This is a genomic window from Mycobacterium sp. NGS19 (genome assembly GCF_059813155.1).
The window spans coordinates 127,610-153,373 of record NZ_JCALEB010000006.1 but is presented as its reverse complement, the minus strand read 5'-3'; the positions used below and the strand labels follow the sequence as shown (position 1 = coordinate 153,373).

General features: G+C 67.8%; 25 protein-coding genes. 12 read left to right on the top strand and 13 right to left on the bottom strand.

Going from position 1 to position 25,764, the window contains the following annotated elements:
• Window positions 1–8 precede the first annotated feature (8 nt).
• Entirely contained in the window at window positions 9–878 is an 870-nt protein-coding gene (locus AC5Y4N_RS18025; protein WP_499908307.1) for an alpha/beta fold hydrolase, read from the top strand.
• On the opposite strand, the gene AC5Y4N_RS18020 is transcribed toward AC5Y4N_RS18025, so the two are convergent.
• From AC5Y4N_RS18020 to AC5Y4N_RS18005, 4 genes are all read right to left on the bottom strand, one after another.
• Entirely contained in the window at window positions 875–3,034 is a 2,160-nt protein-coding gene (locus AC5Y4N_RS18020) for an acyltransferase family protein (protein WP_499908305.1), read from the bottom strand. The genes AC5Y4N_RS18025 and AC5Y4N_RS18020 overlap by 4 nt on opposite strands.
• An 86-nt stretch (window positions 3,035–3,120) precedes the next feature.
• Window positions 3,121–3,954, bottom strand: coding sequence for an alpha/beta hydrolase (locus AC5Y4N_RS18015; RefSeq protein ID WP_499908302.1), 834 nt, complete (start codon window positions 3,952–3,954; stop codon window positions 3,121–3,123).
• A gap of 124 nt (window positions 3,955–4,078) precedes the next feature.
• Entirely contained in the window at window positions 4,079–4,738 is a 660-nt protein-coding gene (locus AC5Y4N_RS18010) for a sterol desaturase family protein (protein ID WP_499908300.1), read from the bottom strand.
• The gene (locus tag AC5Y4N_RS18005; RefSeq protein ID WP_499908297.1) at window positions 4,735–5,457 is read right to left on the bottom strand and encodes a FadR/GntR family transcriptional regulator; all 723 of its coding nucleotides are present in this window, start codon (window positions 5,455–5,457) and stop codon (window positions 4,735–4,737) included. Before AC5Y4N_RS18005 ends, AC5Y4N_RS18010 begins: the two co-directional genes overlap by 4 nt.
• 133 nt (window positions 5,458–5,590) lie before the next feature.
• On the opposite strand from AC5Y4N_RS18005, the gene AC5Y4N_RS18000 reads away from it, so the two are divergent.
• From AC5Y4N_RS18000 to AC5Y4N_RS17990, 3 genes are read left to right on the top strand one after another with little or no spacing between them, the layout of a single operon-like run.
• Window positions 5,591–6,850, top strand: a complete 1,260-nt coding sequence (locus AC5Y4N_RS18000) for a DUF7159 family protein (protein WP_499908295.1) — start codon at window positions 5,591–5,593, stop codon at window positions 6,848–6,850.
• A 55-nt stretch (window positions 6,851–6,905) separates the two neighbouring features.
• Window positions 6,906–8,603, top strand: coding sequence for an ATP-binding cassette domain-containing protein (locus tag AC5Y4N_RS17995; protein ID WP_499908293.1), 1,698 nt, complete (start codon window positions 6,906–6,908; stop codon window positions 8,601–8,603).
• Window positions 8,604–8,662: 59 nt separating this feature from the next.
• The gene (locus AC5Y4N_RS17990) at window positions 8,663–10,234 is read left to right on the top strand and encodes an HD domain-containing phosphohydrolase (RefSeq protein ID WP_499908290.1); all 1,572 of its coding nucleotides are present in this window, start codon (window positions 8,663–8,665) and stop codon (window positions 10,232–10,234) included.
• 7 nt (window positions 10,235–10,241) lie between these two features.
• Here AC5Y4N_RS17990 and AC5Y4N_RS17985 read toward each other — a convergent pair whose 3' ends face one another.
• The 4 genes from AC5Y4N_RS17985 to AC5Y4N_RS17970 form a co-directional block, all read right to left on the bottom strand.
• Window positions 10,242–11,504, bottom strand: coding sequence for a cytochrome P450 (locus AC5Y4N_RS17985; protein ID WP_499908288.1), 1,263 nt, complete (start codon window positions 11,502–11,504; stop codon window positions 10,242–10,244).
• 99 nt (window positions 11,505–11,603) lie between these two features.
• Complete coding sequence (locus AC5Y4N_RS17980) at window positions 11,604–12,104, bottom strand: hypothetical protein (RefSeq protein WP_499908286.1); 501 nt, start codon at window positions 12,102–12,104, stop codon at window positions 11,604–11,606.
• A 114-nt stretch (window positions 12,105–12,218) separates the two neighbouring features.
• Window positions 12,219–12,542 carry a hypothetical protein gene (locus AC5Y4N_RS17975; protein WP_499908283.1) on the bottom strand — a complete coding sequence of 108 codons (324 nt, stop codon included), beginning with the start codon at window positions 12,540–12,542 and terminating at the stop codon, window positions 12,219–12,221.
• A gap of 121 nt (window positions 12,543–12,663) precedes the next feature.
• Window positions 12,664–13,794 (bottom strand): nitronate monooxygenase, encoded by a 1,131-nt coding sequence (locus AC5Y4N_RS17970; protein ID WP_499908281.1) that lies wholly within the window; start codon window positions 13,792–13,794, stop codon window positions 12,664–12,666.
• 250 nt (window positions 13,795–14,044) lie between these two features.
• Between AC5Y4N_RS17970 and AC5Y4N_RS17965 the strand changes: the two genes are divergently transcribed.
• Window positions 14,045–14,593 (top strand): hypothetical protein, encoded by a 549-nt coding sequence (locus AC5Y4N_RS17965; protein WP_499908279.1) that lies wholly within the window; start codon window positions 14,045–14,047, stop codon window positions 14,591–14,593.
• A gap of 63 nt (window positions 14,594–14,656) precedes the next feature.
• Complete coding sequence (locus AC5Y4N_RS17960) at window positions 14,657–16,141, top strand: amidase (RefSeq protein ID WP_499908275.1); 1,485 nt, start codon at window positions 14,657–14,659, stop codon at window positions 16,139–16,141.
• 3 nt (window positions 16,142–16,144) lie between these two features.
• Here AC5Y4N_RS17960 and AC5Y4N_RS17955 read toward each other — a convergent pair whose 3' ends face one another.
• Together AC5Y4N_RS17955 and AC5Y4N_RS17950 are read right to left on the bottom strand one after the other, a co-directional pair.
• Complete coding sequence (locus tag AC5Y4N_RS17955; RefSeq protein ID WP_499908272.1) at window positions 16,145–16,810, bottom strand: O-methyltransferase; 666 nt, start codon at window positions 16,808–16,810, stop codon at window positions 16,145–16,147.
• Window positions 16,811–16,849: 39 nt separating this feature from the next.
• On the bottom strand, window positions 16,850–17,662 hold the full coding sequence (locus AC5Y4N_RS17950; protein WP_499908269.1) for an HAD family hydrolase: 813 nt from the start codon (window positions 17,660–17,662) through the stop codon (window positions 16,850–16,852).
• A 42-nt stretch (window positions 17,663–17,704) separates the two neighbouring features.
• Here AC5Y4N_RS17950 and AC5Y4N_RS17945 point away from each other — a divergent pair, with 42 nt between their 5' ends.
• The 4 genes from AC5Y4N_RS17945 (at window position 17,705) to AC5Y4N_RS17930 (ending at window position 20,915) form a co-directional block, all read left to right on the top strand.
• Entirely contained in the window at window positions 17,705–18,802 is a 1,098-nt protein-coding gene (locus tag AC5Y4N_RS17945; protein WP_499908267.1) for an NAD(P)H-dependent amine dehydrogenase family protein, read from the top strand.
• A 16-nt stretch (window positions 18,803–18,818) separates the two neighbouring features.
• Window positions 18,819–19,559, top strand: a complete 741-nt coding sequence (locus tag AC5Y4N_RS17940) for a glucose 1-dehydrogenase (protein WP_499908265.1) — start codon at window positions 18,819–18,821, stop codon at window positions 19,557–19,559.
• Window positions 19,560–19,688: 129 nt separating this feature from the next.
• Window positions 19,689–20,381 carry a 2OG-Fe dioxygenase family protein gene (locus tag AC5Y4N_RS17935; protein ID WP_499908263.1) on the top strand — a complete coding sequence of 231 codons (693 nt, stop codon included), beginning with the start codon at window positions 19,689–19,691 and terminating at the stop codon, window positions 20,379–20,381.
• Between the two features lie 54 nt (window positions 20,382–20,435).
• Window positions 20,436–20,915, top strand: coding sequence for an MSMEG_6728 family protein (locus tag AC5Y4N_RS17930; RefSeq protein ID WP_499908261.1), 480 nt, complete (start codon window positions 20,436–20,438; stop codon window positions 20,913–20,915).
• 28 nt (window positions 20,916–20,943) lie between these two features.
• On the opposite strand, the gene AC5Y4N_RS17925 is transcribed toward AC5Y4N_RS17930, so the two are convergent.
• Window positions 20,944–22,395, bottom strand: a complete 1,452-nt coding sequence (locus tag AC5Y4N_RS17925) for a peptide MFS transporter (protein WP_499908258.1) — start codon at window positions 22,393–22,395, stop codon at window positions 20,944–20,946.
• Window positions 22,396–22,487: 92 nt separating this feature from the next.
• Between AC5Y4N_RS17925 and AC5Y4N_RS17920 the strand changes: the two genes are divergently transcribed.
• Window positions 22,488–22,919: a type II toxin-antitoxin system Rv0910 family toxin gene (locus tag AC5Y4N_RS17920; RefSeq protein ID WP_499908256.1), complete on the top strand. Its 432-nt coding sequence runs from the start codon at window positions 22,488–22,490 to the stop codon at window positions 22,917–22,919.
• Between the two features lie 70 nt (window positions 22,920–22,989).
• Window positions 22,990–24,282, top strand: a complete 1,293-nt coding sequence (locus tag AC5Y4N_RS17915) for a competence/damage-inducible protein A (RefSeq protein WP_499908254.1) — start codon at window positions 22,990–22,992, stop codon at window positions 24,280–24,282.
• Here the strand turns inward: AC5Y4N_RS17915 and AC5Y4N_RS17910 are convergent.
• Window positions 24,260–25,195, bottom strand: a complete 936-nt coding sequence (locus AC5Y4N_RS17910; protein ID WP_499908252.1) for an alpha/beta fold hydrolase — start codon at window positions 25,193–25,195, stop codon at window positions 24,260–24,262. The two genes, AC5Y4N_RS17915 and AC5Y4N_RS17910, sit on opposite strands and share 23 nt — an antisense overlap.
• 26 nt (window positions 25,196–25,221) lie before the next feature.
• The gene (locus tag AC5Y4N_RS17905) at window positions 25,222–25,719 is read right to left on the bottom strand and encodes a glutathione peroxidase (protein ID WP_499908249.1); all 498 of its coding nucleotides are present in this window, start codon (window positions 25,717–25,719) and stop codon (window positions 25,222–25,224) included.
• Between the last annotated feature and the right edge of the window lie 45 nt (window positions 25,720–25,764).

Below are 25,764 nucleotides of genomic sequence, written 5' to 3'. Positions count from 1 at the left end.
TGTGCGCGATGATCACGCCTGAGCGCCCGGCCTGGGTACCCACCCGGCTGTACCCGTTCCAGGATCGCTACCTCGACGTCGACGGCTCGACGGTGCACTACGTGGACGAGGGCAACGGGCCCACATTGCTTTTGCTGCACGGCAATCCGACGTGGTCGTTTCTGTACCGCGAGATCATCGTCGGGCTGCGAAGTCAATACCGCTGCGTGGCAATCGATTACCCGGGTTTCGGGCTTTCGACTGCAGCGGCGGGCTACCGGTTCACCCCGGTCGAGCATGCCGGTGTGGTGCAGCGTGCCGTGCAGCAGCTGGATCTCACCGACGTGACCCTGATGGTGCAGGACTGGGGCGGACCGATCGGCTTCGCCGTGGCCACTCGGCAACCGGACCGATTCACCCGGTTCGTCATCGGCAATACCTGGGCGTGGCCGAAGACCGATCTGGGCACACAGGCGTTTTCGCGTACGCTCGGCAGCCCTGTGGGCCGGTACTTGATCGAGCACCGCAACTTCTTCGTGGAGCGGATCCTGCCTGCAGGGGTGCGCCGCCGTCGACTCACCGATGTCGAGATGGGCGCTTACCGCGGGCCGTTTCCCACCGCAGAGTCACGACGGCCCCTTTCGGTGTTCCCGCGCGAAATACTGGGCAGCAAGAGCTTTTTGGCGGAGGTGGCCGCTGGTCTGCCACGATTGTCCGAGAAGCCCGCACTGGTGTTGTGGCCCACCAAGGATGTGGCGTTTCGCGCGCCGGAGCGGGCCCAATGGCAAGCGTTGTTCCCCACGCATCGCACCGTGCTGCTCGAGGGCGCCGGCCATTACATGCAAGAAGACGCCGCCGACGAAATCGTCTCCGCCATAAGGGATTTCGTTCCGCATTAGCGGACTGTCGTGGCACTCTCGACGATCGCGCCGATGACCGGCGCCAGCGTTTGGGCGTACTCGATGGTGACGTGGTTGTCGTCGCGATAGACCAGGTTGTCGCCGACGATCACCGGGCAGCGCTCGGCGGTGCAGAACACCGCGGTGAGGTCGTTGTACTGTCCGCCCGCCGCGGTCGTCGCCGCCGCCTCGGCCGCGATGCCGGCGTCCCGCACCGCGTCAGAGCGTCGCGGCGCACACGCCTGCGCGTCGTCGAGGTGAGCCGATACGCACGTCGGCACGGTGCTGCGCGGATCGGGAATCGGGCCGAGTACCACCACCATGGCCCCGGTCGCCCGCAACCGGCTCACCAAGCGGCTCAGGCTGTCCACCCACTGGGGATCGTAGGAAGTGAAGCCGAAGTCTGCGCCGTAGCGGCGGGACATGCCGACGACGACGAGCCGCGGGTGCTCGACCTGCAGCCGGCTCATTACGTCAGTTCGCCATTGCTCGCATTCGGTGTAGCGCCGGCCGAGATACGGGCTGGTGATGGGCAACTGCAGCAGCGGACAGGTGACCTTGCCCAGCGTCTCCAGCCGCCAATGGCGTTGCTGCGCAACGGTTTCCAGTGCGGGGCTCCACATGGCAGCGTGGGAATCACCGACCAGTGCCACCGTGGTGGGCGATGCGGTGTCCCCGGATGCGCACTCGGGCTGGCCCACCTCCCGCCACGACCGCACGCAGCCGTTGAGGAAGACCGTGGGTTTGTCGCCGGCGGCATCGGCCAGCGATGGTTTGAGGTTCGCGGGTACGGCGCGCACCGCAGTGGCGGCTTGCACGGCGGCCGCGACGTGTGCGGTCAGCTGGGCGAGCGGGTCGTCGTGACCGGCGGGCTGCGTCGGCGCGGGTTGGTCGTACGTCACCGCGGCCGCGGCCGCCCCGTGGCCGACGGGAGCCGGGCGCACCGCCAGCAGCATCGTGGCGGCGGTCGCGGCCACTGCGGTGACGGCTGCGCCGAGCAGCAGACTACGCGCCTCTGACCGCCGAACCGCTGCCGCAAAGCGGATCGGGTTCTCGACGAGTCCCAACGTCAGCACCGCCAGCACGAACGACACTGCGGCGGCGACCAGGCGGCCGGCCAGACCCAGCGGGTGGCCGAGCAGCGCAGGCGCGAGCAGCAGCACGGGCCAGTGCCACAGGTACCACGAATACGACGCTCGGCCGATCATCCGCATCGGCGGCCGCGACAGCGCTCGGCCCACCCCGCTGTCTGCTGTCGCACAGCCGGCACCGATCACCAGTGCGGTGCCCAGCACCGGGAGCAGCGCGGCGGTGCCGGGGTACGGCGTCGCACGGTGCAAATCCACACAAGTGACGAGGATCAGCACCAGACCGCCCCATCCTGCGGCCGCGGCGGCGCGGTCGCTCAACGCGCGCCACCGGCTGGCGGTCAGCGCCACCAAGCCGCCGACCGCCAGCTCCCAGGCACGCGACGGCAACGAGAAGAACGCCCACGACGGCAGCGTGTACGTCCACGCCAGCGAGACGACAAACGACGCGGCGGCCAACCCCGCGAGGACCGAAATGTACGGCAGCACCGAGCTGCCGGCATCGGCTCGGCGGCGCGCGCGCAGGAGCACCCAGGCGGTACCGATGATCAACGCCGGCCAGACGAGGTAGAACTGCTCCTCGACGCCCAGCGACCAGTAGTGCTGCACCGGCGACGGCGCGGCATCGGCGCTCAGGTAGTCGGTGCCTTCGATCGCGAACCGGTAGTTGCCGGTGTAGAGCGCCGATGCGATGACGTCGCCGAGCACGCTGCGCGCCTGCAGCGGCGGCAACAGCAGACACGCCGCGACGCCAGTGACGACGAGCACCGCCCCGGCCGCCGGCAGCAGTCGTCGCGCCCGGGCGCCGTAGAACCTGACCAGCCGGATGCCGCCGCGCTGCCTGACCTCTCGCCACAGCAGCCCGGTGATCAGAAATCCCGAGATCACGAAGAACACGTCGACTCCGACGAAGCCGCCTGGGAATGCGGGAAATCCGGCGTGGAAGAGCACCACGGTCAGCACCGCGACCGCCCGCAGACCTTCGATGTCGGCGCGGAACTCACGGCGTCTGCCGGCGCGGGGTGTGGTGCCGCGTCGGGGGGCAGCGGTGGGCGCAACGGTGTTCACTCGAGCGCCGATCTTGCCACGCGCGGCTGCATGCACCCAGCAGGTGAACGGCAGGTCGCCTAGGCAATGACTAGGCAATGCAATGACTAGGACGCCAGCCAGGCCAATTCGTCGGGGAGTTGTCCCCGCCAGAACGACTCGTCGTGGCCACCGGGGGAGAAGCTGCCCGCGACCGGTCGGCGCAGCTGCGCGACGAACTGGCGGGCGGCGGCATAGAACCGGTCTGACACACCACAGTCCACCCGGATCGGAATCGACGCCAGCGCAGGCTGACCGAAGACGGTGTTGCGTTGCCAGTCGCTGTAGCTGTCGAATGCCCCGTCGTCGGTGGCCATATAGGACGTCCACAGCGCAGGACTCACCGCGCAGATTCCCGCGGTCCGGGCAGGGCCGAGCCGGGCGCCCAGCAGCAGCGCGCCATAGCCGCCCATCGACCAGCCGAGAAACCCGACCCGTGACGTGTCGAGGCCTTGGGTGGCCAGCATCGGCAGCAGCTCGGTGAGCACCATCGCGCCGGAGTCGGCACCGGTGGCACGCCTGTGCCAGTACGTGTTGCCGCCGTCGACGCTCACCACCGCGAACGGCGGCAGGCCGGCACTCACCACTCGCGCGAGCCCGTCGGCCACGCCCAAGTCCATCACGCTGGCCGCGTCGCCGTCGCGGCCGTGCAGCGCAATGACCGGCCGAAGCGGTCGGGTTTGACCGGGTGGGCGCGCGATCACCCACTTCGTCTCGACGCCACCCCTGGCCGCCGAAAGGAAGGAGCCGGTGAGAAAGGTGGGTGCCGTCGCTGTCGCCGGCGCGGGTTCGCCTCGAGAAACGGCCGGTCCCAACAGGTTTGCCAGCGCGTAGGTTCCTGCGGCCAGTCCCGCGGCATGCAAGGCCGCTCGACGTGTCACCGGCGCCATGCGGGCAATCATGGCAGCGTGAAGCGATGCATCATGAAACGTGCTGACACCGAACCGATCACAGTACGGTCACCGGTGCCCAGAGCGCTCCGTTTGGGACCGCACAATCGCGCGGCACGGCGCGCGGGCGCAGAGATCAGGCGGGTAAGCGGTGGGCGTGCAGGTTCTTCGCCGTGGGCGATGTGGCCACGGTGGCCGGGTCCGGAGACGTGCGTAGCACGCGGTCGGCCGTGCCCGCGCTGGTGACGGTGAACCAGTAGTGCTCGTTCTTGAAGTGGTGCAACCGGTGGTGACGCCAGATAGCCCGGTACACACCGGTTTTGGGCTTGTAGTCACTGTGGATCAGAAAATGCGTCCACTCGTAGGCCAGCCCGAGCACGGTGAGGAAGACAAGGTAGCTCAACCCCAATGCCAAGCGCGGGAACGCCAGCACCGCAATCGCGATTGCCAACGGCAGCACCCACAGCAGCGACTGCCACGGAATGAAAACCAGCGGCACATCGCGGGGATCGACGTGGTGTTCGCGGTGCTTGCGCGCCAGCAACGGGTCCACAGTGACTGCGCCGACGCGTCGCGGCCGCCAATGCAGGATGCCCACGTGAACGATCCACTCGAAGAAAGGGAAGACGGCAAGCATCACCACCGGTACCAGCGCGTCGGTGACGCGCCACTCACCGACGGCGGCCCGCGCAGCGCCCGCGGCGAGCAGGGCGGCGGCAATCATCAGCGGCGACGGATGCTTCCAGAACTCGCGCGCGGCGTCAGTGAGCGTGAATGTGCGGCGCGTGCGCGTCATCGTTGTTTCTCCAAGCCGTCCAGCGCGTCGAGCAGCGCAGTGGTCGCGGGCTCGAGCAGGTCACGCGCGGCCCGCAGCGCACGTTTCGCGTCGCCTGCCGTAATGGCGTCGGCAAGTCGCCGATACAGGTCGGGGCGGCCGACTTCGGCCTGCATCACCGTCGCGAGCGCACCCAGCGCTGGCTCGTAGGCAGCGCGCAAAGTGTTGTACATCAACCGGAACACGATCGACTCGGCACCGTCCACGACGTGGTCCCAGAACGCCAGCGCGCACCGCTGACGCTCGACCGGATCCGCCTCGTCCTCGATCCGGCGAATCGAATCCTCAAGTGCCACAGCAAGTTTCGAACCAGCACGGAGTGCAGCCAACTCCGCAACCTTGGGTCCGTTGTGTAACCGGGTCTCGAGAACGCTTCGCACGACGGCAACGTCGAGCTCACCCGCACGCATCAGCAAGCTCGGCAGAAGATCCAGGCCGGCATGGCGCTTGAAGTCGCGAATCGTCGTCGAATCGCCTTGGCGAACCTCGACGAGACCGGCTGCAGAAAGCCTTTTGAGCGCCTCCCGGACCGCGGGCCGGGACACCCCGAGCACCTCGGCAAGGCGGCGCTCGCTCGGCAGCGCCTGGCCAGGCCGCATCTCACCGCTGAGGACGTCGGCGACGATCTGTCGGAACACATCCTCGGGTACCGAGCGTCGGTTCACCGGCTGAAGGGCCATGTCCGCCAGCATTGCCGAAATGTCGCCAGACGTCAAGTGGTCAGACCAACTGCGGCACAGGCCGGTGAGAGGGTTCACAGAACGGCTTGGGTAGGCTCGGCCGACGTAACTGGAGGCCCGACCCTGTCTGCGCGTGTCGAGCATCGGCGACGCCGGACATGAGGAGTGCGAACTGGATACGGTACTCGGACTCTCGATGACCCCGACCGCGGTCGGACTGGTGCTTGTCGAAGGCGAAGGCGCCGACGGCGAGATCATGGACCACGACGCGTTCGACGTCCCGACCCGACGAGGCGCCGCCGCGATCAGCACCTCCGAATACGTGGCCGGCGCGATGTCTCTGACCGCGGCCATGGCCGGCGGCCATCGCCCGCATGCCATCGGCGTGACGTTCAGCGATGACTCCGAACTGCACGCCTCACTGTTTTTGAAGTCGCTGTCTGAAGCCGGATTCGACAACGTCGTCGCAGTGCCCTGCGCGGAGGCCGGCGAGGCCCTGGCCCGCGGGATCGGCCGCACCGCAGGCTACGACGAGACCGCGGTCTGCCTGCTCGAGCCGCAGTCCGTGGTCGTGTCCATGGTCGACACCTACGACGGCGCCGTGCAAACCATCTCGCATCGCGCTCACGACACCGATGCGCAGCTGATCGACTGGCTGATCCGGGTCTTCGACGTGAACGACTGGCACCCCGAATGTCTGGTGCTCGTCGGCCCTGACAGCGAACTCTCCACGCTGGCAACGCAACTCGAGCAGGCCCTCGATCTCCCAGTGTTCGCGCCACCGGAGGCTGACCTTGCGCTTGCCCGCGGTGCCGCGCTCGCCTCCGCGCAGCCGCCGGAGGTGCAGCTCGACGACGACGCAGCGGCTCGGGAAGGCACCCGACGGTCCTGGCCGCTGTCGCACGCCGCGGCGCTGGCCATGCTGGGCATCGGGCTGCTGACGTTCATCGTGTCGATCTCGCTGGCTGCCGGCCTGCGGCTGACGTCGAACAGCGACACCACCCCACCCGCGCAGCAGCCGTCGGCCAATCCGCCAGCAGCGGCGCCGGCGGTACCGCCACCCGCAATGCCGCCTGTCGTGGTGCCCTCACCGGCCCCAGCCGCGCTGCCACCAGAGCCCAGCGCAGTCGCGCCGGCCGAACCGTCGTCGGTCACCGACGAGGTCGCGGCCACGGTGCCCGACGAGCCAACCGATGGCGCCGGGCCGTGGGCGGGCGAGGAGGTCCCGCCGGTTTTCGGTCCGCCGCCGCCGGCACCCGACGCGCCGCCACCGACCGAGTCGGCGGAGAAGCCGCCTCTGCTCACCCGGATCCTCTCGCACGTCCCGGGCTTGCACGGCGATCCCAAGCCGCCGGCCGCCCCGGTCCAGCCGCCGGCTCAGCCGTCGCCCTGACAGTTGAGGCAGATGCCTCACGCGCGCAAGCAGCACCCGGCGCGAGCATCGGCCCATGACCACTTCAGCAGCACCGCTCAAGCCCGCCTTTGACCAGCTCGCGCCGCGCGGCGGACGCGTCGACGCCACTGCCGTCACCCGCCATGTCGGCAGGCATCAGATCCTCCAGTCGCTTTCCCTGACCGTGGAAGAGGGCGAGCTGGTCGCCATTGCCGGGGGCAGCGGCGCCGGTAAGAGCACGCTGCTGGAAGTTCTCGCGGGATTGCAGCCGCCGTCTTCCGGCCAGGTCCGACACGACGGCTGCGTGCTGGCGACGGCGGCCGACCGCAGCATCGGCTATGTGCCCCAGGACGACATCATCCACCTGGAGATGCCGTTGCGGCGGACGCTGCGCTACGCAGCACGGCTGCGGTTGCCGGAGGGCACGTCGGCGGCCGAGGCCGACCGGGTCGTCGAGGAGACGATGCACGAACTCGACCTGACCGATCGGGCCGACGTGCCGGTGCGGTCGCTGTCGGGCGGGCAACGCAAGCGGGCCAGCATCGCGGTGGAGCTGCTGACCCGGCCACGCCTGTTCTTCCTCGACGAACCGACCTCGGGGCTCGACCCGTCGACGGCCGCCGACGTGATGCGGCTGCTGCGCCGGCTCAGCCGCCACGGCGTAACCGTCGTCTTGACCACGCATGAGCCGGCCGGCATCGACGTGTGTGACCGGGTGGTGTTTTTGGCACGCGACGGCCATCTGGCCTTCAGCGGCAGTCCCGCAGAAGCTCGGCGGTACTTCGGGGTAGGTGACCTCGCGCACGTCTACGACAGGCTGGCCGAGCACACACCCGAGACATGGGCGAACCGGTTCGCGGCACACCGGGCCGTCGGACCGGCAGCCGGTGCTCAGCCGCCCATGCCGACCCCGCGCCTACAGGTCAAACGCACCGGCGCGATGCGGCAATGGTGGCTGCTGACCCGGCGCAATGTCGACGTCCTGGTACGCAACCGGCTGACCCTCGCGATCCTTCTCGGCTCACCGGTGCTGGTCACCGCGATGATGGCGACGCTGTTCAGGCGTGGCACCTCCGACCCGCACACCGCAGCTGACGTCGGGCCTGCCCAGATCGCGTTCTGGATTGCGTTCGACGGGTTCTTCTTCGGTCTGACCTACGGTCTGCTGCAGATCGTCGGGGAGATGGCCGTGTTCCGGCGGGAACGCCTGGCCGGGCTGAGCGTGGCGGCGTACGTGGCTTCCAAGGTGACCGCACTGCTTCCGGTGCTGGCCGCCGTAAGCGCCGTGCTGCTCGGTGCATTGCGGCTGCTCGGCCGGCTGCCCGAGGCGGGATGGGACGTCTACGCGGTGCTGTTCGTGACGGTCGTGATCGAGGCGACGTCCGCCCTGGCGCTCGGCCTGCTCGCGTCGGCTGCGGTCTCCAACGCCGCGCAGGCCGCGCTCGCCCTGCCGATGCTGTGCTTCCCGCAGGTGTTGTTCGGCGGCGCGATCGTGCCCGTCGACCAAATGGCCACCCCCGGGCGGTTGATGAGCTATGGGCTGGCCAACCGCCACGCGTTCGAGGCGCTGGGCCGCGAGCTGGATCTCGACCGGTACACCCCGGCACTGCCGGCCATGTCCGCCTACCGCGACAGCTTTCACGGCGGCACAGGTGCGAGTCTGATCGCACTGGCCACATTCGCCGTCGCGCTCATGCTCGCGACCGTGTGGTTGCTGCAGCGCCGGTCCCGGCCCGGCTGCGCCCGGCGATGACGCCAACCCTCGCGGTTCAGAGCGCCCCGCCCACGACCGATCTGCGCCAGAATCGGCAGATGACCTCGCCGGTCGGGCGCTCACCCGAGTTACCCACCCGCGCCGAACTGCTCGCCGCGCTGTCGGTGGCGATCGATCTCGGCCTCGGGCAGCCGGCCGAGCACATGCTGCGGTCCGCGCTCATTGCGACGCGAATCGCCGATCGCCTGGGCCTGCCTCGAAGCGAGCGCGACACCATCTACTACGCGACGTTGATCATGTGGATCGGCTGCCACGCCGATTCCCACGAATACGCACGCTGGTTCGGCGACGACATCGCCGTGCGCCACGACGCATATTTGGTTGACTGGTCGGGCTTACCGTACTGGAACTTCGTGCTGCGCAACGTGGCTCGGGGAGAGCCGCTGATCCGTCGGCTCACCGTCATGGCCGCGCTCGTGCGCAACGCCCGCGGCCATCTCTCCAAATTGATCCATTCGCACTGTATGTCGGCGGGACTGCTGGCCGAGCGGTTGGGCGTTGGTCCGGATGTGCAAGCCGCGCTTGCGTTTACGTTCGAGCGTTACGACGGCGGCGGACTGCCCGGCGGTGTGCGAGGTGACCAGATCCCCATCGCGATCCGGGTTGCACAGCTGGCCGACATGGCCGAGGTGCACCAGCGCAGCTACGGCACCGAAGGCGCGGTCGCGATGGCACAGAGCCGCCGCGGCGGCCAATTCGACCCGCAGGTGGTCGACGTCTTCGTGCGCGATGCGGACCGCATTCTGAGCGGTCCGCCGGCCGGGGACGTCTGGCGTGCGGCCCTGCGGGAGGCGCCGGATCGCCACCAGCAGCTCGACGCGCGGACCCTCGACGGTCTGTTGTCCGCTTTGGGTGACTTCGTCGACCTGAAATGCCCGTTCACAGTTGGTCATTCAGGTGCGGTGGCGCGGCTCGCCGCGGATGCGGCGCACGCAGTGGGGCTCGATGCCGACACCGTGGCGTTGATCAAGCGTGCCGGCCACGTCCACGATCTCGGCCGGATTGGGATCTCGAACCACATCTGGTCCAAGCCCGGACCGCTGACTTCCGCGGAGTTCGAACGCGTCCGGTTGCACCCGTATCTGACGGTGCGGATCCTCAGTCAGGTGCCGGGCCTGCGCCAAGAGGCGCAACTGGCCGGCAATCACCACGAGCACGTCGATAGCTCCGGCTATCCGCGCGGGCTCGGCGGGGCAGCGTTGACCATGCCGGATCGTCTTCTGGCGGCTGCGGTGTGTTATCAGTCGGCTCGCGAGCCGCGGCCGTACCGAGAGCAACTCGGGCCGGACGCGGCGGGGCGGCGGTTACGGGAACGCCTGCGCGACCGCGCATTTGATCCGGTGGCTGTCGATGCGGTGCTGCACGCGGCCGGCCTGAAATCGGAGCGGCCGAACCCGCGCCCGCACGGCTTGACGCCGCGCGAGATCCAGGTGCTCACGCTGGTGGCGCAAGGTGCATCCGACAGGCAGATTGCGGCGGCGCTGGTGATCAGCCAGAAAACCGCACGCAATCACGTCGAGCGGATCTACAGCAAGATCGGCGTGTCCAACCGGATCGGCGCGAGCATGTACGCGCTGCGTCAGGGGTTGATCGCGAACGCGAACGCCTAGCGGCCGTTTAGACTTGGGCAGCCGTCTTACCGGTGTAGTCCACGTGCCAGTGTTTGATTCCGTTGAGCCAGCCGGACCGCAGCCGCTCGGGCTTCGAGATGGGTTTGAGGTCGGGCATGTGGTCGGCGATTGCGTTGAACATCAGATCGATGGTCATCCGGGCCAGGTTGGCGCCGATGCAATAGTGCGCGCCGGTGCCACCGAAACCCACGTGCGGGTTGGGATCGCGCAGAATGTTGAAGGTGTAGGGGTCGTCGAAGACATCTTCGTCGAAGTTGGCCGACCGGTAGAACATGACCACCCGTTGGCCCTTCTTGATCTTCACGCCGCCCAGTTCGGTGTCGGTAAGCGCAGTGCGCTGAAAAGACGTGACGGGCGTGGCCCACCGGACGATCTCGTCGACCGCGGTCGTCGGGCGCTGCTGTTTGAACAACTCCCATTGGTCGGGGAAGTCGGTGAACGCCATCATGCCCTGGGTGATCGAGTTGCGGGTGGTCTCGTTGCCCGCCACGGCCAGCAGGATCACGAAGAAACCCAGTTCGTCGTCGGAGAGCTTGTGCCCTTCGACGTCGGCCTGCACCAACTTGGTGACCAGGTCTTCGCCGGGTTTGTCGGCGCGTTCGGCGGCCAGTTGCATGCCGTAGCTGATGAGTTCGACCGATGCCGTCACGGCGTCATTGTTGGCGAACTCCGGGTCCATGTCGCCCACCATCTCGTTGGACCAGTGGAACAGCTTCATCCGGTCTTCCTGCGGCACGCCCATCAGCCCGGCGATGGCCTGCAGCGGCAGCTCGCACGACACCTGCTCGACGAAGTCGCCACGGCCTTGCGCCGCAGCGGTCTTGACGATGTCCTGGGCCCGTTCGCTCAGCTCTTCGCGCAGCCGTTCGACCGCGCGAGGTGTGAACGCGCGGGAGATGATGTGACGCAGGTGGGTGTGATGCGGTGCGTCCATGTTGAGCAGCACGAACTTTCCGCGGTCGATCTGGTCGCCGACGGCGCCGTCCTGGTAGCGCGGCAGCGCAGTCTTCTTCTCGCTGGAGAACACGTCACTGCGCCGCGAGATCTCCTTGACGTCTTTGTGCTTGGTCACCACCCAGAAGCCGCCGTCGTCGAACCCGCCTTTGCCGATCGGCTGCTCGTTCCACCAAATAGGCGCGGTGCGGCGCATTTCGGCGAGTTCTTCGACGGGCAGGCGCTCGGCATAGATGTCCGGATCGGTGAAGTCGAATCCAGGCGGGAGGTTCGGTGTCGGCCCCGAATTACCCATGACGCGCATCCTCGCTACTTGTGTGACGCTTATCGCATTGCTACACCACGTTGCGGGGTCTCGTCACGGCCTTGAGGCAAGGTGGCAGAGCCTGTCGGGTCAGCGACCCTGCGGCTCGCGGTATTCGACCACCGATTCCCGGCGGATGACGGTGTCGCCCTGACTGATCACCAACTGCTGCGACGACAGCGAATAGGTGACGCCGTTATTGCGTGCGACGAACTCACGCTCGGCGATGTTTTGGGCGGCCACATTCAGCGCTGCGCCGTCAGTGAGCCGGACCGCACGGTACTGGTCGTCGCCATGCTGATCGGAGCAGATCGCCACGAGAGAGCCCTGAGTACGCGCGAACGCGACGCCGGTCCACGGGCCGTCGCATCGGGCAGGGCTGTTGAGGAACCCCCTGGCGTCAGACGGATACGGCGAATCTGTCTGAGGCACTGCGGATTTCGGTGGCGTCGGCGCGGCGGAAGACGGCAGCGAACGAGCCGTCCATGACTTCTTCACCACTGCGTTCACGAACGCCAACGTGGCCACCAGCGCCGCGACTGCGGCCAGCAGCAGAAGCGTCGACACCGCGCGAGATCGCCAGCGACGCACCGACCATTCCCTCCGCGTACGTGGGTTCCTGCGGCCGTGAAGCCTTTACCGGTACGTGGATACCGCGCGGGTGTGCGCGTTCGATCACGAACACGACACGAGTTGGTGCCGGTCTCAGACGCAGCCGCTCACGCTGATCCGGCGCCCGACGTTCGCGCAGACGTTGACGTCCGGTGCGGGCGGAGGCGGAGGTGGAGCGGCGTAGTCAGGCGGCGGTTCGTCCTCGGGCATCGGCGCGTAGTACGGCGGCGGCGGGACGAAGTCCGCAACGGTGTCAGCGATGTTGGCGCACCCGCTGACCGAGACTCGCCGTCCCACGCTGGCACAGACGTCGGCTCCCGCGACTGCGGGAGAGCTGACCACGATCACGCCCGGAATCGCTGCGGCGCCCAGCACGGCGGCGACGGCGGTTTTCCATGAGCGGTTCCACCACGCCATCGCAACTCCTCACCCGCCACCACACCGGAAGCCGGAGTATATCGGGATCAGCCCGCGGGCAGAGCTCTTTCGAGACGATGCCGCGAAAGTCGTTGCAGTGCAATCGAATCGGATGAGTAATTCAGACTGCCGCTGCCTCGTTGAGCTCGTTGAGCCGGTTCGTCGCCTCGAGGTATTCCCGCACCCACCGCTCGATGACCGCCGAGGTCTTCTCGACCTTCGTGAACTGCCCGACAACCTGCCCGACTGGGTTGAATGCGACGTCTACGGTCTCGTTGGGGTACTTGTGGGTGGCGGCGACGGCCATGCCGGACACCATGAACTGCAACGGCATGCCGAGCGGTTTGGGGTTCTCCGGCTTCTCCCACGCCTCGGTCCAGTCGTTGCGCAACATCCGGGCCGGCTTGCCGGTGAACGACCGGCTGCGCACGGTGTCGCGGCTGGACGCCTTCGCGTAGGCGGCCTGTTGCACGGGCGTGTTCTCGGCTTCCTCCACCATCAGCCACTGCGAACCGGTCCACGCGCCCTGCGCGCCCAATGCCAGTGCGGCCGCGATCTGCTGGCCGCTGCCGATGCCGCCGGCCGCGAGCACCGGAAGCGGCGCAACCTCCTTGACCACCTGCGGCCACAGCACGATCGAGCCGATCTCGCCGCAGTGGCCACCGGCCTCGCCGCCTTGCGCGATGATGATGTCGACGCCCGCGTCGGCGTGCTTGCGGGCCTGCGACGGCGAGCCGCACAGCGCGGCGACCTTGCGCCCCTCGTCGTGGATGTGCTTGATCATGTCGACGGGGGGAGTGCCGAGCGCGTTGGCGATCAACGTCATCTTCGGGTGCCGCAGCGCGACCTCGACCTGGGGCGTCGCGGTGGCCTCGGTCCAGCCCAGCAGCCGCAGCGCGTCCTCGTCGCTGTGGTCGGTCGGCACCCCGTGGTCCTTGAGAATCTTCTTCGCGAAGTCGATGTGCTCCTGGGGCACCATCGACTGCAGCATCTTGGTGAGCTCTTCGGCCGACAGGTTGGCATCCATCCCCTCGTACTTGTTGGGGATCACGATGTCGACGCCGTAGCTGTGATCGCCGATGTGCTCGTCGATCCAGTTGAGCTCGATTTCGAGCTGTTCAGGCGTGAAGCCGACGGCACCCAGCACGCCGAAGCCGCCCGCTTTGCTCACCGCGACGACCACGTCGCGACAGTGCGTGAATGCGAATATCGGAAATTCGATGCCCAACTCGTCACAGATGGCGGTGTGCATTACCTGCTCCTTTGGCCGCGGCCGGCGAACTGAAACGTGTTCTAGTTTAGTACCCGGCTCTCCGCATGTCGCCAGTAGGGCGCAGCTGGGCCGTCGTGGGCGCGTCACCAGGTCAGCGGACCGATCCCATAACCGCCGCGCGTCGGCCTCATATCGGTTCGGTAATGGTCACAAGTGTCACTTGAGCACCATCAGTAACACACCTAGCTTCGGGGTCAGGTCTTGACATCAACCGGAATAGGGAAAACACATGGCACGGATCGGCACTCGCACCGCCACCATCGCAGCAGCAGCCGGAGGATTCCTCGCGGCGTTCGTTGCGTTCAGTCCAACCGCCGCGGCCGATCCGGCTCCGGCAGCACCCGGAGTTCCCGGGATCGACATGATGTCGCAGCTCGCCAACGCCCCGGCGATGGCATCACAGTTCCTGCAGAGCGCGGCGTCGATGCTGTCCCCGAAGCCGGCCACCAGCCAGCCGAGCATCAGCCAACCGGCCTCCGCCCCCACGCCGGGAGCGCCGACCGCCAGCGCGTCGCTCACTCTGCCGCAGCAGCCGGCGGCGCCGATCTCGGCGCCCATGAATTCGCTTGTCGGCACCGTGCCGCAGGGCCAGCTCAACATGCCGGCCAACCTTCCGGTGGCGCCGCTGCTCAACCAGCTCGGCCTGCCCGGCAACCTGAACGGGCTCGGGATGCCGAACCTGGGCGCCAACCCCGGCGCACCCGCCGCGGCGCCCGCACCGGCGCCGGGGGCGCCTGCGCTGCCGCCGAACCTCAACCCCTTCTCGGCTCTGCCCTGATCGGCACGCTGCACGCCCGCCAATGTGGCGGGCGTGCAGTGCGTTTGCGCTAGGTTCGCCACCGTGGAGGAGCGAGAGTACACGCAGCTCGACGGGTTGGGTCTGGCGTCACTGGTCGCGGCCGGTGACATCCAGCCGGGGGAGCTCCTGGAGGTTGCCCGAGCGCGGGCGGACCGGTTCAACCCGAAGATCAACGCCATCTGCACGCGCCTGGATCAGCGGGCGCAGCAGCGCGCGAGCGGACCGCTGCACGGTCCGTTCGCCGGCGTGCCGTTCCTGATCAAAGACCTGCGCCAAGACCTCGCCGGCACGACAACGACGGACGGCTGCCGAGCGCTGGCCAACCGCACGGTGTTCGACACCAGCACGGTGGTGCAGCGCTGGCTCGACGCGGGGCTTCTTGTCTTCGGCAAGACCACAACCCCGGAGTTCGGCGCGAAGGGGGTCACCGAGGCCGAACTGTTCGGCCCGACCCGCAACCCGTGGGACCTGGACCGCACCCCGGGAGGCTCGTCGGGCGGGTCCGCGGCAGCGGTCGCCGCGGGCATCGTCCCGGTAGCCGGCGCCAGCGACGGCGGCGGCTCGATCCGCATTCCCGCCGCGTGTACCGGGCTGGTAGGCCTAAAAGCCGGTCGCGGGCTGATCCCGCACGGCCCCAATGCCAGCGATCCGCTCAACGGACAGGCCACCCACGGGGTGATCTCACGGTCGGTGCGCGACACCGCCGCGATGCTCGATGTGCTGGCCGGCCCCGACGCGGTGTCGGCCTTCGCGCCGGCCATCCCCGAGCGCCCGTTCCTCGACGACCTCGATCGCCCGCCTGAGCCGCTGCGAGTCGGTTTCACCACCCACTCGGTGATCCGCGGGTCGGCCCACCCGGAAGCCGTGCGCGCCGTGGAGAGCGCGGCGAATCTGCTCACTGAGCTCGGACACCACGTCGAAGAGGTCCGGCCCACGTGGGATGACGGCCAGCTCGCCCGCGACTTCTTGACCGTCTGGTTCGTCAACCAGGCGATCGAGGTGGCCCGGATCAAACGCGACACCGGTGCCGGCGATGACGGCTTCGAACAAGACACCCGGGTGATGGCCGCCCTCGGTCGCGCGGTCAGCAGCGTCGATCTGCAGCAGGCACAGGAGCGCCGCCACCAGCACATCGCCGGTCTGGCGCAGCTGCACGACACCCACGATCTGCTGATGACGCCAACCCTGGGCGAGCCGCCGATCCGCATCGGCGCCCTGGATCTGCCCGCCGTGCTGCGCACGATGGCCGACGCGCTGCTGCGGACCAGAACCGTGCGGGTGCTGCAGATGACCGGCATCGCCGACCAGATCATCCAGCGCAACTTGGGCTGGGTCCCGTACACGCAGCTGGCCAACATCACCGGACGCCCGGCCATCAGCCTGCCGCTGTACTGGACGGGTGCGGGGCTGCCACTGGGGGTGCAGTTCGTGGCACCGCTGGGCGGAGAGCGGCTGTTGCTGCGGCTGGCTCGCCAGCTCGAGCTCGCCGCTCCGTGGGCGCAGCGGCGCCCAGCGCAGTTCGCCTAGCCGCTAAGTGGTTGCGCGACAGCTGATTTCCATGCTGTCGACGTCGCGGGCGCGGAAGCCGACGCTCACGTAACCGTGGGCGGGATCGCGCACGTAATTCAGATACGGCTTGGTGTCGGCCATGTCGGTGTTGTCGGCGACAATCAACGCTCCGGGCGTCAAGAGTGGTTCGAGGAGTTCGAGCACCGGCAGGTACATCTCTTTCCACCCGTCGAGCAACACGAACTCCACCGACCCCGTCAGCGTGCGCAGCGTTGCCAGCGCATCACCTTCGAGGACGGTGATCACCTCGTCCAATCCCGTCTCGGCGAACGTCCTCTTGGCGGCGGCCACCTTTGCGGCACTGAGTTCGGTGGTGACGACGCGCCCGTGGCCGTTGTCGCGCACCGCCGAAGCCAGATGGATCGCGGAAATGCCCAGGGACATACCGAATTCGACGACGGTGCCGGGCCGCGAGGCACGCACCAGCGCATAGAGCAGCCGTCCCGCCTCGGGTGTCACGGGCATGTAGATCTCGCTGAGCGCGTCAGCGCGCTGCTGGGGGCTCGCCGCTGCCAACTGCTGCCATTCGGTGTGCCGTTGGCGCAACATCTCCGACTGCTGGGCGGCCTCGCGGTACATGCGGTCGAGGGCGCGCGCGACCTTGGGATCATCGAGCGTATTCGTCACACGCTCGAGACTAGAGCCAGAGACGCGTGCCGGCCGCTCTCACTGCCTGCGCGTGGTGGCGCTGACGGCGTACCGCATCAGCGCCGCCCAGCCGAGGCTGGCCACCGCGCGCAGGGACCGCGCGCGCGAGCGTCCCTCGGCGCCGGTGACACGCAGCACCGGCCATCCACGCTGCGCCGCCGTCGCGGCAAGCCGGGGCCGCGGATTGACCGGGCGGGGGTGTCCCACCAGCGACATCAGCGCAATGTCCTCGTCGCCGTCGGCGTAGAAGTAACTGTGTTGCAGCTCAATGCCTTTCGCGTCGGACAGCTGCTGCACCGCGGCGGCCTTCTGCTCGCCCCACACCACCGGCCTGACGATTCTGCCCGTCAGCGCGCCGCGCTCGTCGACTTCGAAGTGGTTGCATACCACCGACGTGATGCCCAGATACCGCGCGACCGGCAGGGCGTGGATGGTCAGGGCCGACGAACTCATCACCACGGTGTGGCCGCGATCTTGGTGCGCCGCAACGATGTCGCGCATATGCGGGTAGACCCGTGCGGCGACGTGGCGGGCGAACAGCTGCTCGCCGAGTTGGTCGAGCTCGTCGAGCAGTTCACCGCGCAGGTAACCCGCCGCCCGGACGAGCAAGCGCTCGAACTGCATCCGGCCGAATCGGTATCGCAGCGATGCCTCGAGGATGCCCAGCACTTCGCCGATCCGGGCCTGGCCGCGCCGGATGCGATCACTGGCGTGAACGGTCGCCGTAAAACCGGAGACGAGAGTCCCGTCGAGGTCGAAGAACGCACCGACGCGCGGGCCGTGAAGGCCTGCGGCGATCTCCGCGACCGGGTCTGACAACCGAACATCCACTACTAGCACGGTAGCCGCTGTCGGCTTGTTACGGTGCCGGGCATGGCCATCCGCGTCGCACACATCGGAACCGGAAACGTCGGTCGTCTGGCGCTCACCGGGATCCTCACCAATCCTGCGCTGGAACTGACCGGGCTGTGGGTGTCATCGGACGCGAAGGTCGGCAAGGACGCCGGTGAACTGGCCGGCCTGGACACCGCCACCGGCATCACGGCGACCACCGACCTCGACGCGGTGCTCGCCGCCAAGCCGGACTGCGCGGTGTACTGCGCAATGGGCGACAACCGGCTGCCGCAGGCGATGGAGGACGTGCGACGCATCCTCGCGGCCGGGATCAACGTCGTCGGCTCGGCGCCGGTGGTGATGCAGTACCCGTGGCAGGTCATGCCGGACCAGTACATCAAGCCACTGGAAGACGCTGCGCTGCACAACAATTCGAGCTTGTTCATCAACGGTGTCGACCCGGGATTCGTCACCGACCTCATCCCGCTTGCGTTCGCCCAGACCTGCCAGCGCATCGAGCAGGTGCGCTGCATGGAGATCGCCGACTACGCCACCTACGACGGCGCCATCGTCATGTTCGACGTGATGGGTTTCGGCAAACCGCTCGACGACGTCCCGATCCTGTTCCAGCCCGGCGTGCTGTCCATGGCGTGGGGCTGCGGCATCCGTCAGCTGGCCGCGGGTCTGGGCGTCGAGATCGACGAGATCACCGATTCGTGCATCCGGGAGCCGGCGCCTGAGGCGTTCGACGTCGCGGCGGGGCACATCGCCAAGGGCACGGTCGCCGCGCTGCGCTTCGAAATCCGCGGGATCGTCGGCGGCCGACCGGCAATCGTCGTCGAACACGTCACCCGGCTACGCGAAGACCTGCGGCCGGACTGGCCGCAGCCCGCGCAGCCCGGCGGCTCCTACCGGGTGGAGATTGCCGGCGAGCCCTCCTACAAAGTCGACATCTGTCCGTCGAGCACGCGCGGCGACCACAACCACGCCGCGATCGTCGCCGCGGCGGGCCGAATCGTGAACGCGATCCCCGCGGTCGTCGCCGCACCGCCCGGCATCAGGACGACGCTGGACCTGCCGCTCGTCACGGGCAAGGCGGTGTTCTCCGACCGAATTGCAACAGGTTCTATTTCCTGAGGTACCGTGACGCGTCATGGGACGCGTGGACGACAAGGTTGCACTGATCAGTGGCGGCGCGCGGGGCATGGGCGCGACGCACGCACGGATGCTGGTGGGCGAAGGCGCCAAGGTGGTGATCGGCGACATCCTCGACGACGAAGGCAAGGCGCTGGCCGACGAGCTCGGCGATGCAGCACGCTACGTCCACCTCGACGTCACCGACCCCGAACAGTGGAAGGCTGCGGTGGCCACGGCCGTCGACGAGTTCGGCAAGCTCAACGTGCTCGTCAACAACGCGGGCACGGTCGCGCTGGGCCCGCTCAAGACCCACGATCTCAAGAAGTGGCAGCAGGTGCTCGACGTTAACCTCACCGGCACGTTCCTGGGCATGCAAGCCGTCGTCGAGCCGATGGAAAACGCCGGTGGCGGCTCGATCATCAACATCTCCTCGATCGAGGGCCTGCGCGGCGCACCCTGGGTGCACGGCTACGTCGCGTCGAAGTGGGGAGTACGCGGGCTGACCAAGTCCGCGGCGCTCGAGCTGGCCCCGCAGAAGATTCGCGTGAACTCGATCCATCCCGGGTTCATCCGCACGCCGATGACCAAGCATCTGCCCGACGACATGGTGCAAGCCCCGCTGGGCCGGCCCGGTACCCCGGAGGAGGTGGCGACGTTCGTCGTCTTCCTGGCCTCCGACGAGTCGTCGTTCGCCACGGGCGCCGAGTTCGTCATGGACGGCGGCCTGGTCGCCGACGTGCCGCACAAACAGTTCTGAACCGCCCCCCTTGCCCCGCGAACGTGCGCGTTTGCACGCCGACACGCCGGCGAGCGCTGTACAGGTGTGCACGGTCACGGCGCCTGCGGTAAGCGTTTAACCGCATCGCCAGGCAGGTATCACTGCGCCATGACCGACCTCACCTCGACGGGCGTGGCGTTGATGACGCCAGCGGAGGTGAACGCACGCCTCGACGCCGACGACGGGGCATGGGCCGCGTTCGGCCGGCATTGGGACGAACTCGCGCCCGACCCCTATGCGGCCGAACTCGGCACCCAGCGGCTCCGGCGTTACGGCCACTTCACGTTTCGTGACGGCGCCGCCGAGCTGCTGAGTCACAGCACTTTCGTGCAGCCCGAAGGCTCCAACCCGCTCTACGTCGACCACGCCCGGTGGTTCGAGCCGCTGACCGACGCATTCGCGAAGGATCCGCTGCTGCACGCGGTGCTGGACATGTTGCGGGAGTTCGCAAATACCCTCGAAGACCGTTGCGAGTGGAGCGCGAAAGTGACGCCGTTCCGGGTGCTCGCGACGACGGACGACGCAGGTCAGCCGACGCCCGAGGGCTTGCACCGTGACGGCGTGACCCTGGTGACGTCATTGCTCATCTGCCGGCGCAACGCGGTCGGCGGCCAAAGCTCGGTCTACGACGCCGACGGCAATCACCTTCTGACGACCACCCTTTCGCAACCCGGCACGCTGCTTCTGGGCGACGATCGCCGTACGGTCCACGGTGTCACGCCGATTCGCCCGACCGACCCGGGCCAGCCCGCGCAGCGCGACGTGCTGGTGATCACGTTCGCTCCGCCGTCCGATCGATGAGCTCGGGCAGCGCACGCCGGTGTGACGTGCTGAAGGCCCGGGTATCCGCGGCCGGTGCAGACGTTCCTGCCATATCCCGGTTTCGACGACACCGCGCATGTGCTCGACCAGCGACGGCTGGGTAAGCAGCGCGTCGAAACGATCCAGGTGCTGCGCGCGCTGACAGTGCCGGGATATGGGTGGCGTCGTCATCCGGCCGCGGCGATGTGGGCGGGCTACGAAGAGGCGCTGGTGCGCTACGGCCTGACAATCTGCGACGTCTGGTGCCAGCGTGGTCATGGCGACACATGTGCGGCCACTCTTGCAGCCGATTTGCGGGAGGCGACCGGTCTTTCGGCGGTTCGCAGTCAGGACCATCTGCGCGCTGCCGGCGAGCTGCCGCCCTGGCTCGGCGATCCGGCATTCCACCGAAGCCACCAGTCGGCGCTGCTGCGCAAGGATCCCGCGCACTACCGGCGCTTCTTCGGCGACGTCGCGTCGGACCTGCCGTATGTGTGGCCGGTATCCGACCGGCAACGCCGAATACCGGTGTGACCGTGCACGCCTGCAGCGCAGGAACAGCTCAATGCACACCTTGCATGCGGCGGCTCACCCACGGTGTCATCGCGAAGACCGCCGCGCCGGCCGCCACGGCGACCGCCCCGATGATCCCGAAGTAAGCGAATTCGTGCTCGGAGCTGTAGTAGCGCGCCAGCACCCCGGACATCGACGTGCCCATGCCGACGGAAAGGAAGAACAGCGCCATCATTTGTGCTCGGAATGCTTGCGGCGCAAGCTTTGTCGTGACGGAAAGGCCGATCGGCGAAATCAGCAGCTCTGATACCGCGAACACCGCCATGATCGCCATTATCAGAAGGGCCGGGACAGCCTTGCCCGACGAGCCGGCCGGCACGAGAAACAGCAAGAACGCCAACCCCATCCCGATCACGCCGTAGGCGAATTTGCGCGGGGTGCTGGGCGCGCGGGTGCCCACCCGGGTCCAAATGGCCGCGAAAACGGGCGACAGCACGATCACCCACACGGGTTCGATCGAGCCGATCCAATTCGACGGCGCGGTCCAGCCGAAGATCGACCAGTTGATCCGCTCGTCGGAATACACCGCCAACACGGTGAAGATCTGTTGGAACAGCGACCAGAACACCACGTTGGCCACGAACAGCGGAATGAAAGCCCGGACCCGCGAGCGCTCGGTCGGTCCGACGCGCGAGCTCGTCAGCATCGTCACGAAATATGCCGCCGACGCCGCGACGATCACCCCGGTGGTCACTTGGGACAGGTTCGACAACCGCACCAGCCCGGTCAGCAGCGCCACCGCCAGTGCTGCCCCCGCGGCACCGACAATCCCGATCAGGGGGCCAATTGCGCTGCGTCGCATAGGGTTCGGTACGTCCCGGCCGTGACTGCCCAGATTGCGGCGAAACACCAGATACTGCGTGAGGCCCGCCGCCATCCCCACGGCAGCGGCCCCGAAGCCGTAATGAAAGCCGACGTGAGTCTGCAGAAGGCCAGTCATCAACGGCCCGACGAACGCACCGAGGTTGACCCCAAGATAGAACAGCGTGAAACCGCCGTCGCCGCGGGCGTCGCCTTTCTCGTAGAGCGTGCCCAACAGTGACGACGCGTTGGCCTTCAGCGCACCAGAACCGAACGCCACCAAAACCAATCCCGTTGCGACACCGGCTAATCCGGGCACAACCGCGAGTGCGATGTGTCCGGTCATCACCACGACGCCGCCGTAGAACACCGTGCGTTCCATTCCGAGCAGCCGATCGGCGATCCAGCCGCCGAAAACCGTCGACAGATACACCAGTCCGCCGTAGGCGCCGACGATCCCCGTCGCTGTGTCTTTCGGCAGCCCCAACCCGCCGACGGTCACCGAGTAGTACAGGTAGTAGCCCAGGATCGTGAGCATGCCGTAGAACGAAAAACGTTCCCACAGTTCGACTCCGAACAGGTTGGCCAGCCCGATCGGGTGACCGAACAGTGTCCGTTCGCGACGCTCGGCGACCGTCATTGTGCAGATCGCCGATCGGTGCGGCTGCGGGCAACCCGGTACAGCCCTGGTGCCCGCGTCACCGCCACAGGCTATCCCGGTAGCATCCCGAGGTGGCCAAACTCGAGTTATCCCGGGAGTTGTCGCTGACCCCGCAGCAGGCGTGGGAACACGCGTCGAACCTCTCCGAACTCGGCGACTGGCTGGTGATGCACGAGGGCTGGCGCAGCGAGTTGCCGGACGAACTCACTGTCGGCACCACAGTCGTCGGCGTCGCCCGCGCCAAGGGATTGCGCAACCGCGTCACGTGGACGATACAGAAGATCGAGCCGCCCGCCTTGCTCGAAATCACCGGCAACGGCGTGGGCGGCACCAAGTATGCGTTGACCATGACCGTGTCTGAAACCCCGTCGGGGTGTTCGTTCAAGGTGAGGATCGACCTCGGCGGAAAGCCGTTGTTCGGACCGATCGGGGCGGCGGCGGCGCGCGCGGTCAAAGGTGACATCGAGCGCTCGATACAGCGATTCGAAGACCTGTACGGCTGACGCAACGCCCACTGATTGCGCTGCGACAGCCACGATCGTTGCCCGATTGTCGCGCAGGTAAGTTTGTCCGGTGACCGCTCGCGCAGGAATCGTCGTCACGGGCACCGAGGTTCTGACCGGCCGGGTGCAGGACCGCAACGGGCCGTGGATCGCCGACCGGCTGCTGGAATTGGGCGTCGAGCTTGCCCACATCACCCTCTGCGGTGACCGCGCTGCCGACATCGAGGCGCAGCTGCGCTTTCTCGCCGACGAGCGGGTGGACCTGATCGTCACCAGCGGGGGACTGGGTCCCACGGCCGACGACATGACCGTCGCGACGGTGGCCCGCTTCTGCGGCCGGGAGCTGGTGCTCGACGAAGCGCTGGAGCAAAAGATCACTGACATCCTCAAGCGGCTGATGGCGCGGTTGGACAATGTCGACCTCGAGGCGGTCCGAGCCGCGAACCGCAAGCAGGCCCTGATACCCGCCGGATCGCACGTGATCGACCCGGTGGGAACGGCGCCCGGCGTGGTGGTCCCCGGCACGCCGACGATCGTGGTGCTGCCCGGCCCGCCGCGCGAGCTTCAGCCCATGTGGCCCAAAGCCATTGCGACAGAAGCGGTTCAGCACGCACTGGCCGGCCGGACGGTGTACCGGCAGGAAACCGTGCGGATGTTCGGGCTGCCCGAGTCGGCACTTGCCGAGACCCTGCGCGAGGCCGAACACACGGTGGCCGGTTTCGACAGGCTGGAGATCACCACCTGCCTGCGGCGCGGCGAAATCGAGATGGTCACCCGCTACGAGCCTGACGCCGCGTCGGTGTACAGCGAGCTGATGGAGGTGTTGAGAAGCCGCCACGGCCGCGAGGTCTTCTCCGAAGACGGCTCTCAGGTGGACGACCAGGTGGCCGAGCTGCTCACCGGGCGCCGGATCGCGACGGCGGAATCATGCACGGCAGGCCTGATGGCTGCCCGGCTGACCGAGCGCGCCGGGTCCTCGGACTACGTGGCGGGCGGGGTGGTGGCCTACGCGAACGAGGCCAAGGCCGACGTGCTCGGGGTTGACCCCCGGCTGATCGAGAAGCACGGCGCAGTGTCGGAGCCCGTGGCGCACGCGATGGCGCAAGGTGCGCTGCGACGCTTCGGCGCCGACACCGCGATCGCGATCACCGGGATCGCCGGACCGGGCGGGGGATCCCCGGAAAAGCCCGTTGGCACAGTGTGTTTCAGCGTGATGCTGGCGGACGGCCCTACGGTCACGCGGACCCTTCGACTACCGGGCAACCGCTCAGACGTTCGCGAACGATCGACCACCGTCGCGATGCATCTGCTGCGCCGTGCGCTGCTCGACCGCTCGCCGGTCAGGTCCGCGACAGGTGGGTGAGGCTGGATTGGTCGCGGTCCCACACCTCGAGCATCGTGCGCAGAATTTCTTCAGCGCGGCCTAGGCCGCCGAGGTGGCTCTCGCCCGGCATCGGATAGAACTCGGCGTCGGGCAGCCGGCTCACCACGTGCTGCCCGTGCGAGAACGGGATGATGTGGTCGGCGTCGCCGTGCCACCAGCGCACGGGAACCTTGACCTCCTCCAGCCGGAATCCCCAGTCGCGGGCGAACACCACGATGTCGTAGAACGGCGCGGCGAGCTGTTTGCGGCTGCCGTTGAGCAGGTCGTCGAGGAACATCGCCTTGATCTCGGGCCGGGCCAGCAGCCGCCTGTCCGCGGGCGGCGACATCAGGCCGTAGATATCGGCCGCCGGCCCCGCGACGGGGCGGATCAGCCGAATCAGCGCGCTTGCGGTCAACCGGACCGGGCCACCCGCCACCTCCAGCAGCGGAGCGACGCGGGAGCCCAGGGCCATCAGGCCGCCGCCGATCCGATCCGGCCCAGTCGTCGGCGCGACACCGCCGACCACACCGGCGACCACGACGCGCTCCGGCATCGCGGCGGCGCACGCCAGCGTGTACGGGCCACCGCCGGAAAGGCCGACGACGGCCATCTTGTCGATGCCGAGCGTGTCGGCGATCGTGCGCATGTCGTCGGCGAACTGGGCGACGGTCTCGTACTGATAGGGCGTCGACGACCCGATGCCCGGCCGGTCGAGGCCGATCAGCCGGATGTTCTCGCGCTCCGCGAAGACCCTGGCTTCGGTGGGTATTTGCCGGCGAGCGCCCGGTGTGCCGTGCAGCCAGAAGATCGCACGTCCTTGCGCGGCACCGAACTCGGCGAATCCGATCTGGCGATCTTCACCGACGGCGATGTTGCCTTCGAGCTTGGGCCGAGCGATTGCGACAACCATGCCCCGAGTGTCGCATGCGCTGGGTGCTACCCCGGCAGGACTGCCTCGATGGCGGCGATCACTTCGGGAGCGTCCGGCTCGGTGCGCGGCCGGAACCGGTTGACCACGCGCCCGCCCGGGGCGAGCAGGAACTTCTCGAAGTTCCACTGGACGTCGCCGGCGGTGCCGTCGGCATCCGGGGTCTTCGTCAGCTCGGCGTACAGCGGATGGCGATGCTCGCCGTTCACGTCGGTCTTCTCCAGCAGCGGGAACGTCACGCCGTAGGTGGTGGAACAGAACGTCTTGATTTCTTCAGCGCTGCCCGGTTCCTGACCCATGAATTGATTGCACGGCACGCCAAGCACGGTCAGACCCCGATCGGCGTAGTCACTGGCCAGCTTCTGCAGCGCGCTGTACTGCGGCGTCAGGCCGCACTTGGAGGCCACGTTCACCACCAGCACCGCGCGATCTGCGAACTGGGACAGCGAGATTGACTCGCCGTCGATAGTCGTGAGGGGGATGTCCTGAATCGGCGTAGCGGTCATGTGTGGAAACGTTACCGGGGCGCGTTGCGGCGTAGAGTCCGCCGG